Raw genomic sequence first — 13,892 nt, 5'->3', positions numbered from 1 at the left:
CGATGGATGGCAAGATCCTCGCTCGTGTCAGTGCGGTCGTCTTCATCGCGGTCGCTTTGACAGTGACCGCGATCGAGATGAGCAGCAAGGACGATGAGCCTGACGCCCTTGGGACACGGGACCGTTCCACCGCGTCACAAGACCTGCTCGCGTTCGAATTGCGCCGCTGTTCCGGGATCGGCGAGGCCGGTCCTCGCGATCCCGGTTGTCTGAAAGCCTGGGCAGAGAGCCGGCGCCGGTTTCTCCGTCAACGTGACTCGGCAACCGCGCCTGCGCCGGTAGCGCCGACAACGCTGTTTCCGAATGTGCCCGCGTCAGGCGACCGGCAAGAAGGGGAGGGGACGGATGTGACCGCTCCCGCGATGCAGGTCGAGCCGCCTCGGCCGGAGGCGCGCTGACATGGGCGGCATGGGCGTCATCGACCATTTCCTCGAAGTCTTCACACGCTACATCGACAGCGGCTTCGGCCTGCTCGGCGGCGAGGTGGGCTTCATCGCCACAACTCTGATCGTCATCGACGTGACGCTGGCGGCGCTCTTCTGGTCCTGGGGTGCCGACGACGACATCATGGCGCGCCTCGTCAAGAAGACGCTCTTCGTCGGCGTCTTCGCCTACCTCATTTCCAACTGGAACAATCTCGCCCGCATCGTCTTCGAAAGCTTCGCCGGGCTTGGCCTGAAGGCCTCGGGTACGGGTTTTACCGTCAACGATCTCATGCGCCCGGGCAAGGTGGCGCAGACCGGGCTCGATGCCGGCCGGCCGTTGCTGGACTCGATCTCGAACATGATGGGCTATTGGTCCTTCTTCGAGAACTTCATCCAGATCGCCTGCATGTTCTTCGCCTGGGCGCTGGTGCTGCTGGCCTTCGTCATCCTGGCGATCCAGCTCTTCGTCACCCTGATCGAGTTCAAGCTGACGACGCTCGCCGGTTTCGTGCTGATACCCTTCGGTCTGTTCGGCAAATCCGCGTTCATGGCCGAGCGGGTGCTTGGCAACGTCATCTCGTCCGGCATCAAGGTGCTCGTGCTCGCCGTCACCATCGGCATCGGCTCAACCCTTTTCTCCGAGTTCACTTCCGGATTCGGCGGGACCACGCCGTCGATCGACGACGCCATGGCGATCGTGCTGGCCGCGCTGTCGCTGCTCGGCCTTGGCATATTTGGACCTGGTATCGCCAACGGTCTCGTCTCCGGCGGCCCGCAGCTCGGCGCGGGTGCGGCGGTCGGCACCGGGCTCGCCGCCGGCGGCATGGCAGCAGTGGGCACAGCGGCCGGCGGCGCCATCGTGTCCGGAGGCGTGGCTGTCAGCAGCGGTGCTGCAACGGCGGCCCGTGGCGGTGCCGCCACCGCGGGCAGGGCATCCACAGCCTACGGCCTCGGCGCGGCGGGACAGTCAGGCTTCTCCGGCGTCGCATCCGGGCTCGGCGGTGTCATCAGCGCCGGCGCGCAGGGCGCCATCTCACCGCTGAAGCGAACGGCAAATAATGCGGCAGGCAGCATGAAGCAGAGCTTCCAGTCCGGCGCTCGCGCTGCCTTCCAGACGACAGGCGGATCCTCCACGGCTGGCACAATCGGCGCGAACGCGCCCGAAGCCAGCTCCGCTCCCGTTGCGTCCTCCGCCACTGAAAGTCAGCCTGCCTGGGCGAAGCGCATGAAGCGCTCGCAACAGAAGTCCCATGGCGTCCAGGCCGCCGCCCACGCTGTTCGCAGTGGCGACAGCCATGGCGGCGGCTCCTCGATCAACCTCTCTGAAAGAGACTAAGCATGTTCAAACGACCGTCCACGCACTACGGCAGATCCCCACAACCCGAGACGCCCTACCAGCGTGCTGCGCAGGTCTGGGACGAGCGCATCGGTTCCGCTCGCGTGCAGGCGCGCAACTGGCGGTATATGGCTTTCGGTTGCCTGGCGCTCGCCGCGGGCTTCTCCGCAGCGCTCATCTGGCAATCCGCGAAAGGCTCGATCGTGCCTTGGGTGGTGCAGGTCGATCGTCTCGGCCAGGCGCAGGCCGTGGGACCCGCGATCGGCGACTATCAGCCGAGCGATCCGCAGATTGCCTTCTACCTGGCACACTTCCTCGAACAGGTGAGGTCGATCCCCGCCGATCCGGTCATCGTGCGGCAGAACTGGCTGCGCGCCTATGACTTCGCGACGAAGGGCGGGGCGCTGGCCCTCAACGACTATGCGCGCGCCAATGACCCGTTCACCAAGGTCGGCAAACAGCAGGTCGCCGTCGACGTGTCGTCGGTCATCCGCGCATCGCCGGCGAGCTTCCGCATCGCCTGGATCGAACGCCGCTATCAGGATGGATCACTCGCTTCCACGGAGCGCTGGTCGGCCATTCTCACCATTGTCATGCAGCCCCCGCGCGACGCCGACACGCTGAGGAAGAATCCGCTCGGCATCTACATCAACGCCATCAACTGGTCGAAGGAGCTTGGACAATGATGCCCGCACTCTGCAACACCGCCCCCCGGGGGTGTCCGGCTTTCCTCGTTCGCGCAATGCCGGCCTTACGCAAAATGGCCTTTCCAGCACTTCTGCTTTTGACCTCGGCGCTTGCGGGCTGTGCCACCAGGCAGAAGCCGCCGGAGATTTCCTATGACGATCCGGTCCCGGCCGTGCAGGCGGTCGATCCGCCCCCGCCCGTCAAGGTGGTGGAGCTGTCCAAGCCGCTGCCGCTTCCAGGCCAGTTGAAGCCGGTCGGCAAGGCCGCAAAGCCCGACCCGGAACCGACCGATCCGGCCGCGCGCGTGAACCTGGCCAATGCGGCCGCGCGCGTCCAGCCTGTCCGCAACGGCTTCATCAACTCGATGCAGGTCTATCCGTTCGTCGATGGCGCGCTCTATCAGGTTTATGCCTCGCCGGGGCAGATCACCGACATCGCGCTGCAGCCCGGCGAGCAGCTCGTCGGCTCCGGTCCCGTCGCCGCCGGCGACACCGTGCGCTGGATCATCGGCGATACCGAGAGCGGTACGGGCGGCGCCAAGCAGGTCCACATCCTCGTCAAGCCGACGCGCGCCGACCTTCTCACCAATCTCGTCATCAACACCGATCGGCGGACCTATCACATGGAACTGCGCTCGACGCCGTCGACCTATATGGCATCGGTTTCCTGGCAATATCCGCAGGACCAACTCATCGCTTTGCGGCGTCAGAACCAAGAGGCTGAAGCTGTGCAGCCGGTCTCGACGGGCATCGATCTTTCTCGCGTCAATTTCCGCTACGAGGTGACGGGCGATCGCGCACCGTGGCGGCCGCTGCGCGCCTTCGACGATGGCAAGCAGGTGTTCATCGAGTTCCCGCGGGGCATCGGCCAGGGTGAGATGCCGCCACTGTTCGTGGTAGGGCCGGAAGGCGACACGTCCGAGCTGGTCAACTATCGCGTGCGCGGCAACTACATGATCGTCGACCGGATGTTTGCCGCCGCCGAGTTGCGCCTCGGCGCCGGCAAGAACCAGAGGCGCGTCCGCGTCTCCCGCACCGATGGGGTAAGGAGCAGTCGATTTTCATGGATGCATGGCCCTGGTGAGACCCCGCCAGCGACGAACCTCCGAACAGGCAGGGGAGGGTCGTCATCATGAGCGACAAAATGGATCCCGGGAAGAAAGAAGGCCGGGGGCCGGCGAATGACGCCCGGCCGGAGGCACCGGTCGAGGATGACGCCCGGCCGTTGACAGGTGAGCCGGCCGCGGCCATGCGGCTGCGCGCCGAGCCGTCGCGCGTGACGCGTCTGTCCCGCAAGGCGTTGGCCGGATTGGGGCTCGCCGCTAGCCTCGCTGTCGGCGGTGCGCTGATTTACGCGCTTCAGAACCGTCAGCAAGGCCAGGGTCAGGAGCTCTATTCAACCGATAATCGTTCGACGCCCGATGGGCTCGCCGGTCTGCCAAAGGACTATACGGGCGTTCCAAAGCTTGGCCCACCGCTTCCCGGCGATCTCGGCCGCCCGATCCTCAACGCGCAGAATGGCGGCCCGGCGAACGGAGCGCCGTCGTCGGGCTCGGTCGGACCGGATCCAGAGGAACAGCGCCGGGAGCAGGAACTGGAGGCGGCGAGGACCGCGCGTCTGTTCGCGTCCACGCAAACGCGGCCCGCTAGTGACGCGACTGTCGCTCGAGCCACGACAGACACCATGCCACAAACCGATCTCGCCAACCTTGGCCTCGCGCCGCAGTCAGCGACGCCCTCGGCGCAAGACCGCCAACTTGCGTTCCTCGACCAGCCGCCTGACAAGCGCACCGTCTCGTCGGATCGTGTTGCGGCACCGGCGTCGAAAAACGTCCTGCAGGCGGGCGCCGTCATCGCAGCTGCCCTCATCACTGGCATTCGCTCAGACCTGCCCGGTCAGATTACCGCGCAGGTGACGGAGAATGTCTATGACAGCCCCACCGGACATATCCGTCTCATTCCGCAGGGGACGCGCCTCATCGGCCAGTATGACAATGGGGTCGGCTTCGGCCAGCGTCGCGTGTTGCTGGTCTGGACCAGGCTGATTTTTCCTGACGGCCGCTCCATCGTTCTGGAACGTGAGCCTGGCGCGGACGCTGAGGGCTATGCCGGTCTCGAGGACGGCGTCGACTATCACTGGGGCGAGTTGTTCAAGGCTGCAGCACTTTCCACGGTTCTGAGCATCGGCGCGCAAGCAGGCTCATCGGGCCAGGAGAGCGACATCATGCGCGCTCTTCGCCAGGGTGCTTCCGACAGCATCAGCCAGACAGGCCAGCAGATCGTCCAGCGGCAGCTCAACATAGCGCCGACGCTCACCATCCGACCGGGATTCCCGGTGCGGGTGATCGTCACACGCGATCTCGTGCTCGAACCTTATGGGGGGCTGAAATGGCCAAGCTGAAACTGGGGCCAATCGCTGACGACAAGCCTGTCAAGGTCATGGTGGAACTCCCTGCGGCACTGCACCGTGATCTGACGGCTTATGCCGAGATCCTCGGCCGCGAAGCGGGGCACCGGCCCGCCGATGCGCCGCGCCTCATCGTTGCGATGCTGGAGCGGTTCATTGCGACGGATCGAGGCTTTGCCAGGGCAAAGCGTTCGGAGGGTGGTTAGAGGCTGGACGACTGAAGTCAAACCGGGTCAGTCGCACCTCCCAGTCATGGCGTGACTTCAGAAATCGCGCCGCGGCGTCCCGAACTTCCTCCATTGACAGGGGTAGGCCCGGGTCGCGTTGCGGCCACCAGGTTTCTTGCGGTCCCAACCAGGCGCAGAAGCGCACGCTTTGGGTTCGATTCCAGCCACACCGCCTTAATCGAACTGATGCTGTGCTGACCGTCGATGGGTTTCCATACTGTAGCGTCGATGGCGACTGTCCTGGCAAAACCTTCGCCCGCCAGAGTAACGCCTTGACCGAGTTGCACCTTGAGGATGACCGTCGCTTCGCTCGCGCGACATATTTGAATAGCGGGGCCACCACCTGCGGCAATCTTTTCCAACAAAACCGGATCCAGCGGCGATCCGACCGAAACCAGCAGGCAGGTATCTGCAAGATCTGCCCATGTGACCGCAGACCTTTCAGCAAGCGGATGGTAACAGGGCAGGAGAATGAACAAGCGCTCGTGTCCAAATAGCTCGCTGCGGCATAAGGCGCCGTTCTCGAGCCCGTGCGTGAACACGATGTCAAGGCGCCGGCGACGTATTGCCGCCAGACACTGATCATGGGGAACGTCCTCGATGGCGATGCTCACGTCCGGATGCAAGCCGCGAAATCGATCGACAAGCCGCGCCACGAACGCCCGTCCTATCTGACCGCACAACCCTATCTTGACTGTTTTGGCATCCTGGTCGCCAGGACCACCTCCGGCCATGGCATCTTGCAACCCTTCATAATGAGCCCGGACGAGGTTAGTCCAGGCCCGGCCTGCTTCGGTCAGCCGAACGCCATGGACGTCGCGGTCAAACAACTGCATGTCCAGCAATTGTTCGAGAGCAACGATGTTGCGGCTGACACAGGATTCCCTCACCCTGAGAACTCTTGCGGCCTGCCTGAGGCTGCCATGGTCGACAGCCGCGAAGACATGGTCCAAACGACGCAACGTGTTGTTGACCTGTCTCAAGGCACAGGAGCCTATTCCTGCGCGGCGGCGACGCTAACCGGCAGGGTCGGATACAAGCTGGTTTCGTAGACGTACTCGTGCGGAATGGCCGGAGCGGCCATCTGGGAAAGGTATCGGTTCAGGTTTTCCTCGCTATTGCTCGCCGCCAGGCTACAGAAATTTCCGCTGTTCCACGTCAGTGAGCAGTAGCTGAAATGCTGGCGTATGGCGTCGGCCATCTGTGCCAAAGTCACCTCATTGCCGAACATCGTATCCAGAACGAGGGTTTGCTTCTTCTCGATTTCATCTGGGGGAAAATAGCGCGCCTTGAACCCAAAATCCTTCTGGTATTCGCGACGCCTGTAGTCCGGCTCCTCGGTTGCCCGGAACTTTTCGACGAAGACGAAGATTCCGTCCTGCTTGAGGTGCTGGGTCACGAATTCGATCTGGCTTGCTCTGTTGGGCGAGTACATCTGAAAGGTCGTATCTTCGAGAATGATGTCGAACCCGTGGGCAAAATTTGCCAGTCGCGGATCTGAACGCAGGACGTCCTTTGTCAAATGATGAAAGGGGCCGACGAAGAAGTCAGCGTGCGGCGGTTCGCCATAAGCCATGAAGCAATTGTAATTCTCCGCGTTCGGGCTGCACGACAGTGTGCGTATCTGTCCCTCCGACAGTTCGGACAGTGTCCTCGCCATCGTGCCTTCCGCTGTTCCAAGGCTGTATAGCGAATGCGGACCACCACGATCCCGTGCGTATTTCAGCATTGCGTAGGCCGTCCGGCACTCCTCCTCCAATCTGTAGGGAATGCTGCCGTGATAATGCTGGTCAAAAAAGCCTTGTCGTGCCGCATGAAGGCTGACCAGGCCGCGCAGCAGTTCATCGCTCGGCAGAAGCCGGGCGTCGGCGACGGGCTTGCGGATTGGCATCCCGCTCTTGCCAGCGGCGGTCGCCGCGAAAAAGCCTGCCAGTCCGTTGATCCGTGGGCCGTGGTCGCACTCAGCCAGAAAGTCGTCGAGTCCACGCATCGCAGTATGCCTCCAGCACCGTTCCATTGGTGAGATGCCGATACGTCGATGGGGGAAATTCCACCAAGATAAGTGGGGTCTAATATTTCACCGGGCTCAAGTATTGGCTGAGCCAACTGGTAGGCCTGCCGGATACAGGCGGCTTTCACTCGTTTGCCATTTTTTCGCTAAAGTCACATCTTCTACCAATCCAGAGTTATTTGCGTGTTGTTCAGCAACCCATGGTTCGCCACATCATGCGACGACTGGCCGCTCGCCAGTAAGGAGGCTGCGGATACGTGAATACTCTTGCGCTCGACCCGACCCAGAATCGCCGTTCCCGGCACCAGTCGCTTACACACAAATATGAGAATTGGGGGAGCGTGCGGGCGGACGTGGTCAAAAGAACCGGGCTTGAGCGCCAGGAAACAAGAATCCTGCAGCCAAACCATTTGTTCCTGATGAACCTGAAGGGCACGGCGTGCCGCGGAGAAGACATCGTGGATGGGCGCCGGATTGCCTTTTTGCCGCGCCGGGCCGGTTCGATAATCTTCATGCCCGCCGGCAGTGATTGGAATGGGTGGGACGAGGGGGACGCGACCGCTTCCTACCTCCTAGTCTCGATTGCAAAAGAGTTCGCCGACGATGTGTTTGCGGGAACGGCTCGCCATCGCCCGGCAGTGCTGCCGCCGTCGATCGGGTTTCGGGACGGCACTGTAGAGTTGGCGTTGCAGAGGATTGCCTTGGAGCTCAAGCAGCCTGACCCCATCAGCGCAACGATGGTGGAGTGCCACGCCACGCAATTGCTCGGCCAAATGTTGAGGTTGAACGGCTTCCATCAGGAGCCGGCAAAAGGCGGTTTGTCATCGTTCGATCTCAAGCGGGCGGTGGACATGATCGAGACGTTGTCGGACGGCAGACCTACGCTCGCCGATCTGGCGAAAGAAATTGGGGTTAGCCGGTTCCATTTCTGGAGGGCCTTCAAGCAGTCGACAGGCATGACGCCGCACGCATTCATTGCGCAGCGACGGCTGGAGCAGGCCGCGGACATGCTGCGATCGACCAGTCTGTCGGCGACGGAAATCGCGATGGAATGTGGTTTCGGCAGCTCGAGCCATTTCACGACCGCCTTTAAGCGGGCATTCGGCGCGGTCCCGACGGAGTTTCGTCGTAACTGCAGAATCTAGCCCGCCGCTTGTCGGTTCTCAGCAAGTATCGGAAAACCCCAACATCACAGTAAAGCAGGCTTGGCGGAAGACGGTATCCATCGGCGGTCAGCCGGATACGCCGCTCATGTCAAACCTGGTTCGAGTTCATCATGGCAAAGGACGGGCCGGCCGGTCCAGTCCCTGCCTCGGATTCCTGGCCAGCACGCTATCGGCGGCCGTTGCCCGAAACGGCTACTACATCGCATCCGCCTGGATTCTCGTCGAGCGAGGGTACGGAACCGCCGGCGTGGCGACGTTCCTTGCGATCGTCAGCGTTGTCGAATTCATCGCGAGCCCTCTGGCCGGTGTAGCGGCGGATCGATTTGACAGGCGATGCTTGAACGTTGCGGCAGACCTCAGCCGCTTCGTCGTTATGCTGGCTACCGCTTGCGCGCTTCTCGACATGGACGTGTTTGTGATTATCTGTCTGTCAGCGGCCCTCTTTTCGTTTTGCGACCGTGTCGCGCTTACAAGCTCTCAATCGTTGATCCCCGTGATAGCTGACGGCCGCGATCTTGTAGCCTCGAATTCCGCCGTCTTCTTCGTCATGCAGGTCGGCAATCTCGGCGCAGCTTTGCTTGCAGGGCCTTTGCTGCATGATCGCTCCCCAGTCCTGCCATTCACCGTTATTGCTGCCTTCTTTTTGTTTTCATCGGGCTGCCTAGCCTTGATGCGGCTGCAACCGGTTTCGCGTGATGTCCGCTTCGCCAAAATCTCGGCAGCACAATTAGATCCAAGCCTGCGTCGTCTCATCGGCGTCTACGCGCTTCTCTACACAAGCGCGGTGCTTGTCAGCGTCATGGGATCTAGCTTCGTCTTCCAGGAGCAGAAGGGTACTGCCGCGGATTTCGGCTACCTTGAGGCTGCATGGTCGGCGGGCTCACTGATCGGTGCGGTCTCTCTATTCCGGATTGAAAGAGCGATGAGTACCCACGTGCGGCATCTCATGCTTTTGGGCTTAACGGCGCTGGTACTCATGGCGCTGGCATCTCTGCCCACGCCCTGGACAGTGATCCTTTTTGTCGCGCTCGGATTTCTATACAATCTTGGACGCGTCAGCGTTGAAGTCACATTGCAGTCGCATGTATCCATTTATCTTTTGGGCCGGGCCAAAGGCATTATGCATAGTGTGGCCGTGGTACTCGGGTTACTCATCTTCGGCATCGCCGCCGCTGTCGGAGATCGAGCATTTCCTTCGACGATTTTCTTGAGCTTTGGCGTGGCGCTCCTCGTCAGTATTTTGTGTTTGAGCGTGGGTGTAATTCAGACACGAGAAAAAGGTGAAACGTGAGGTGGAAGAGCTAACAGCAGGCGTAGATGCGAAACAGGCAGTCCTGGGGTCGCTGACGGCACTCTACCCCTGGATGAGCCCATACCATTCCCGGCCGATCCGTGATTATGCGTTTCGCCTGTTTACGGCGCCGGCTTCGGTTCCCATGCCAGAAATCCGGCTCCGAGCCTTCACCAAACTACTCGACATCATCAGGAAGGCAGCGACACGAAACGGGTTGTCTGCCGATACCGCCTTGGAAATCTGCAGGGATTTCCAAAGGCGCCGCGTGTTGCAGACAGGCCCTCATTTGTTTCTCCTCCTGGAGCCGGAAGCCTATTATACGCATATCTTCAGCCTCCTTGGTCTCTCGGCGCATGGCTGTTCGACCTACGTTTCCTACGCCGTTTCGACGGTGAATCTCGTCGAAAAGCCACGCAAGGGACCAGGCTGGATCACCGTTGACGGCAAGCCGGTCAACGTCTTTGGCCTGAGCCGAAGCCGGATGATCGGATACAGCCTGCTAGCCGGGCCGGGACCTTACAGGTTCGAGTTGTTACCGAGGGAGCCAAATACTGGGGGAGACGCGCTCACGCTGCTTCGTAGCCTTCTGCCGAAAACGCAATTCGACCGGCCGGCGCATGCCATCAAGGCAGCCAATCTCATCCTTTGGCCAAGAATGTTCGGAGACCGCTTTGCCTTCCTGCAGATCGACGACGAGGATATCGCCGACCTGGTGGCCGACCATCTGTCGGACGAAAATTCCTGGCTACGCATGAGACTGCTGGAAGACCCGAAGTTCGCCTCCAATATCCTTGCCGGCATCGATGGGCTCGCGTCCGGCCCCTGGAGTGGCTGGCTCGCGCGCGGTACCGACTTCTTCTGGCTCTACGAAAATGGCAAACGCCTTCCGCTGCGTCTGGTTGCCGGAGAGCTCATCGATCCCGCGACCGGTATGAAGGTGGCGTGCTTCACAGCCCCCGATATCCTTGCGCGGCTGGCAAATCGCAGCCTTGTCCCGAATCTCCTGCTGATGTTTCTGGTTTTGTCGATCCTGCCCGGCGTGCGCGCGCTTGGAGGCAGCTATCAGCCGATCTATTACCCCCTGATGCGCTATGTCGTCTCCCGGGCGCTTGAGGCCACAGGCGTGGATGAAGATCTTCAGCAGGCTCTCGCAAGCGACGACGTACCGGGTGCTTGGGGACATCGGGTAATTGAGTGTGATGATGATCCGCTCGAGCTATTCCTGAAGGGCAGGAACGGCGCGATGAGTGATCTCATCGGCCGTTTGGGCGACATTTCCTTCGCCGAGGCTTGTGGAAGCATGAAAGGCTTCGTGACAGACCCGTCGTGGAATGAACTTCACAGCCGACTGCGGCAGGGGTTGGTCACGCCGTCCGATGCGGAATGGGCCTTTTCCTGAAATGTCCTATGCACTTCCCATGTGTACGACGGTTACGAATGGCAGCTTTGCGCCCCATGTCGGTCATTGAGCAAGCCATAGTTGCATCCGAAAGCGGACACTTCCGCCAACGGCCACCTTTGCGCTTACCGGCTATCCCAACGGAGCAACAGGCGGTTACGCTCGACGCCGCTCGGCGCCTCGGTAATCGACGCTCTTCAAAATTCAGACTGGACCGGTGCCCTACTGACGAAGCCAGTAGCACTAACGCCTTCCCGCCCTGGGCCGCGTTCGCTATGTCTGGCCGCGCCGTCCGCCTTGGATCCACCTGATGTGCCCAGGACAGCTTGTATGACCACAAGCTAATATGATACCTTGCACAATGCGCGGATTGCTGGCACTTGGAATGCTGGTTTTGGCGGCTACAACAGCAGCCGCAGGTGAGCAGTTGTTCGACTCCATCGCCGCCGGCGACAAGGGTGCCGTGGAGCAAGCCCTGGCAGGCGGTGCCGACGTCGACAGCCGGGCGCGCGACCAGGCAACGCTGCTCATCGCTGCAGCGCTCGATAACCAGCCGGAAATCGCCGACTTCTTGCTGGCCAAGGGTGCCGACATCATGGCGCGTAACTCGGGCGGCTTTACCCCGCTTCATGCGGCGGCCTTCTCGGGCAGCCTGCCGATCGCCAAGCTGCTGTTGGAAAAAGGCGCGGTGCTCGACGATGCCGCCAACAAGGCGGGTGCTACGCCGTTGCTGGTGGCCGGCGAGGAAAACCACGTTGAACTGGCCGAGTTCCTCATTGCGAAAGGTGCCAATGTGAACCATGCCGAGGGGCATGGCTACATGCCGATAACGCGCGCATTCTGGAAGGGCAACACGGATATCATACGACTTTTCAAACGCCATGGTGCTACCTGCCAAGCCAAAATTCTTGGCGAGGCGAACGCGGCGAAGTGCGCCGAGATCCACGATTAACGGAGGATACAGATGAGCACGATGATCAAGCCACGACTGGTTCGGAGTTTGGGGACGGCTGCCCTGGTCGCGGTAGCTGTGGTCGCCGGCGCGGGATCGGCATGTGCCGACGATTCGGTAAACACCGGCTATTTTGGTGGTGTGGCGATCATGGGCTACGACACGGTCGCTTACTTCACTGACGGCAAGGCCGTGAAGGGCTCCGAAGAGTTCACTTATGAATGGCTGGGGACACCTTGGCATTTCGCCAGCAAGAAACACCAGGAAATGTTCATGAGCGAACCGGTCAAGTACGCTCCTCAATATGGCGGGTACTGCGCCGGCGAAGTCGTGGGCGGAGGGGTCACGGTCAATGTCGATCCTGAGGCATTCAAGATTATCGACGGCAAGCTCTACCTGATCTACGACGTCGACAATGCGGATGATTTCGCCGCGCATGCAGCTGAAAATATCCCGAAAGCCGATGCCAACTGGCCGAAGGTCGCGGCCAATTTGGAACTCGATCACTATCATTGAGACGCGCGTGTGCGTCTACCGAACCACGGTGAAGTGAAACACCTTGCTTGTATTGGCATAGGAGTAGCTTTTGCCGGCTGCGTCGTTGCGTCTGTAGACGGGACCACAGTCGGGGCGACCGAACAGGTTCTCGCTCTGCTCGCACAACAGATCGCCATCGACGTAGACGGTCTCGGTGACTAGCCGCGTCGTAGAGCGGAAGGCCGCCTTGCCGTCGCTTCCGATCTGAAGGAAGGCTGGTTGGAGACCGGGTTCGATCTGGCCTTGCAGTGTATGGCCAATGACGAGGGACGCGATCTCGGCACCCTTTAACTGGTCCTGTTCGGCCGGGGTAAAGCCGAAGCGCCATTGGGGTAGGCCCGCCTGGCGCAGTGCGGCGACGAGTATCGCCAGATCCTGCGGATTCCGAAAATGTGCATGAGTCATCTCCCACCCAGCCAAAGAGTCCACGTAGCTGGACCCTGCTACGAGGCGGAGCCCCTCGGCGATTGCGGCTTTCGCATCCGGTAGGCGGCCGCCGCGGACATACGCCGCAGCGAGCGTAAACCGAAAGTTGCCAACCGTGGACGCATCGTCGCGTGTGTGCTCGAGAGTCTCGATCGCTTTCTCGACATTGCCCTGGAGCAGAAAAACCAGCCCAGCAGTTTCCCGGTTGATCGCTGAGAGGTCGGGGTCGAGCCTGAGCGCCGTCTCGACCGCAGTGGCTGCCTCGGCATGATTGCCGGCGTATAACTGAACATATCCAAGGGCTGCTTGCGCCTCTGCATCGCCCGGACCGATTGAAACAGCCTTCTTGGCAGAGGCAATCGCATCTTCGTAGCGGCGATTGACGACCTGCATGATCCCAAGAATAGCATAGGGCGACGAAAGGTCAGGGTCGAGTTCCAAAGCTCGGCTCGCCTTCTCATAGGCTCTCTTTCGTGCTGGCGCGCTCTGGATGACGTCGTTGAAGGCCTCCCGCCAGATATAGACTGTGGTGCGCGCGTCGGCCGCGAAGGCTTCGGCAAAGGCGGGGTCAAGCTCCTCCGCCTTGTCGTAGAGCGCAAGCGCCTCCCGCAGCCCGGCCTGCAGGACGCTGCGTGACGCCGTCTCGGCTTGTAGATAGTAATCATAGGCCTCGAGATTGCTCGTCGGCGGCCGCGCCATGCGCTCGCTTTCCGCTGCCGAAGGTTGCATGCCAAGCGCCTTGGCGATCTCGCCGCTCATCTCGTGCTGGACGGCAAACACGCCGGCCATGCCACGGTCGAACCGGTTGGCCCACAGATTGTCGCCCGTTGCCGTATCGATGAGCTGGGCATTGAGGCGGATCTGCTCGCCGGTGCGGCGGACGCTCCCCTCGACAACGAAGCGGACGCCAAGGTCGCGCGCGACGTCCGCCAGCGCTGCAGGCTTGTTCTTGTAGGCGAACACCGAGTTGCGCGCGATGACGTCCAGACCGGACAGCTTGGTGAGGTCGGTGATCAGATCCTCGGT

Annotated in this window: 14 protein-coding genes; 11 read left to right on the top strand and 3 right to left on the bottom strand. The window is 61.3% G+C overall.

Annotated elements, in window-relative coordinates; all coding sequences use genetic code 11:
* Window positions 1-2 precede the first annotated feature (2 nt).
* The 6 genes from trbK-alt to NKJ18_RS30400 are packed head-to-tail and all read left to right on the top strand — an operon-like array spanning window position 3 to window position 5,060.
* The gene (trbK-alt, locus tag NKJ18_RS30425; RefSeq protein ID WP_023825258.1) at window positions 3-398 is read left to right on the top strand and encodes a putative entry exclusion protein TrbK-alt; all 396 of its coding nucleotides are present in this window, start codon (window positions 3-5) and stop codon (window positions 396-398) included.
* A 1-nt stretch (window position 399) separates the two neighbouring features.
* Complete coding sequence (gene trbL / locus NKJ18_RS30420; protein ID WP_352761220.1) at window positions 400-1,761, top strand: P-type conjugative transfer protein TrbL; 1,362 nt, start codon at window positions 400-402, stop codon at window positions 1,759-1,761.
* A gap of 2 nt (window positions 1,762-1,763) precedes the next feature.
* The gene (gene trbF, locus NKJ18_RS30415; protein WP_031200004.1) at window positions 1,764-2,447 is read left to right on the top strand and encodes a conjugal transfer protein TrbF; all 684 of its coding nucleotides are present in this window, start codon (window positions 1,764-1,766) and stop codon (window positions 2,445-2,447) included.
* Window positions 2,444-3,583 (top strand): P-type conjugative transfer protein TrbG, encoded by a 1,140-nt coding sequence (gene trbG, locus NKJ18_RS30410; protein ID WP_352761217.1) that lies wholly within the window; start codon window positions 2,444-2,446, stop codon window positions 3,581-3,583. The genes trbF and trbG overlap by 4 nt, the downstream gene beginning before the upstream one ends.
* On the top strand, window positions 3,580-4,848 hold the full coding sequence (locus NKJ18_RS30405) for a TraB/TrbI/VirB10 family type IV secretion system protein (protein ID WP_023673789.1): 1,269 nt from the start codon (window positions 3,580-3,582) through the stop codon (window positions 4,846-4,848). The genes trbG and NKJ18_RS30405 overlap by 4 nt, the downstream gene beginning before the upstream one ends.
* A complete protein-coding gene (locus NKJ18_RS30400; protein WP_352761215.1) occupies window positions 4,836-5,060 on the top strand; it encodes a DUF2274 domain-containing protein in 225 nt (74 codons plus the stop codon). The genes NKJ18_RS30405 and NKJ18_RS30400 overlap by 13 nt, the downstream gene beginning before the upstream one ends.
* A gap of 44 nt (window positions 5,061-5,104) precedes the next feature.
* Here NKJ18_RS30400 and NKJ18_RS30395 read toward each other — a convergent pair whose 3' ends face one another.
* Complete coding sequence (locus tag NKJ18_RS30395) at window positions 5,105-6,064, bottom strand: LysR family transcriptional regulator (RefSeq protein ID WP_084013102.1); 960 nt, start codon at window positions 6,062-6,064, stop codon at window positions 5,105-5,107.
* 11 nt (window positions 6,065-6,075) lie between these two features.
* Window positions 6,076-7,071, bottom strand: coding sequence for a class I SAM-dependent methyltransferase (locus NKJ18_RS30390; protein WP_352761213.1), 996 nt, complete (start codon window positions 7,069-7,071; stop codon window positions 6,076-6,078).
* A 278-nt stretch (window positions 7,072-7,349) separates the two neighbouring features.
* Here NKJ18_RS30390 and NKJ18_RS30385 point away from each other — a divergent pair, with 278 nt between their 5' ends.
* The 5 genes from NKJ18_RS30385 to NKJ18_RS30365 all read left to right on the top strand — a co-directional run bounded on the left by NKJ18_RS30385 (window position 7,350) and on the right by NKJ18_RS30365 (window position 12,419).
* Window positions 7,350-8,237, top strand: a complete 888-nt coding sequence (locus NKJ18_RS30385) for a helix-turn-helix transcriptional regulator (protein WP_023829990.1) — start codon at window positions 7,350-7,352, stop codon at window positions 8,235-8,237.
* A gap of 106 nt (window positions 8,238-8,343) precedes the next feature.
* Window positions 8,344-9,549, top strand: coding sequence for an MFS transporter (locus NKJ18_RS30380; protein ID WP_023825264.1), 1,206 nt, complete (start codon window positions 8,344-8,346; stop codon window positions 9,547-9,549).
* Window positions 9,539-10,951, top strand: coding sequence for a hypothetical protein (locus NKJ18_RS30375; RefSeq protein ID WP_352761210.1), 1,413 nt, complete (start codon window positions 9,539-9,541; stop codon window positions 10,949-10,951). The genes NKJ18_RS30380 and NKJ18_RS30375 overlap by 11 nt, the downstream gene beginning before the upstream one ends.
* 361 nt (window positions 10,952-11,312) lie before the next feature.
* Window positions 11,313-11,903: an ankyrin repeat domain-containing protein gene (locus tag NKJ18_RS30370; protein ID WP_031200008.1), complete on the top strand. Its 591-nt coding sequence runs from the start codon at window positions 11,313-11,315 to the stop codon at window positions 11,901-11,903.
* A 12-nt stretch (window positions 11,904-11,915) separates the two neighbouring features.
* Window positions 11,916-12,419, top strand: a complete 504-nt coding sequence (locus tag NKJ18_RS30365) for a YHS domain-containing (seleno)protein (RefSeq protein WP_023707420.1) — start codon at window positions 11,916-11,918, stop codon at window positions 12,417-12,419.
* 15 nt (window positions 12,420-12,434) lie between these two features.
* Here the strand turns inward: NKJ18_RS30365 and NKJ18_RS30360 are convergent.
* The coding region (locus tag NKJ18_RS30360; protein ID WP_352761208.1) for a tetratricopeptide repeat protein at window positions 12,435-13,892 on the bottom strand (1,458 nt) is incomplete at its 5' end.

It is taken from the genome of Mesorhizobium sp. M0217 (assembly GCF_040321955.1).
Taxonomy (GTDB): Bacteria; Pseudomonadota; Alphaproteobacteria; order Rhizobiales; family Rhizobiaceae; genus Mesorhizobium.
The sequence above is the reverse complement of the archived record's forward strand: the minus strand, read 5'-3'. Positions and strand labels throughout refer to the sequence as shown.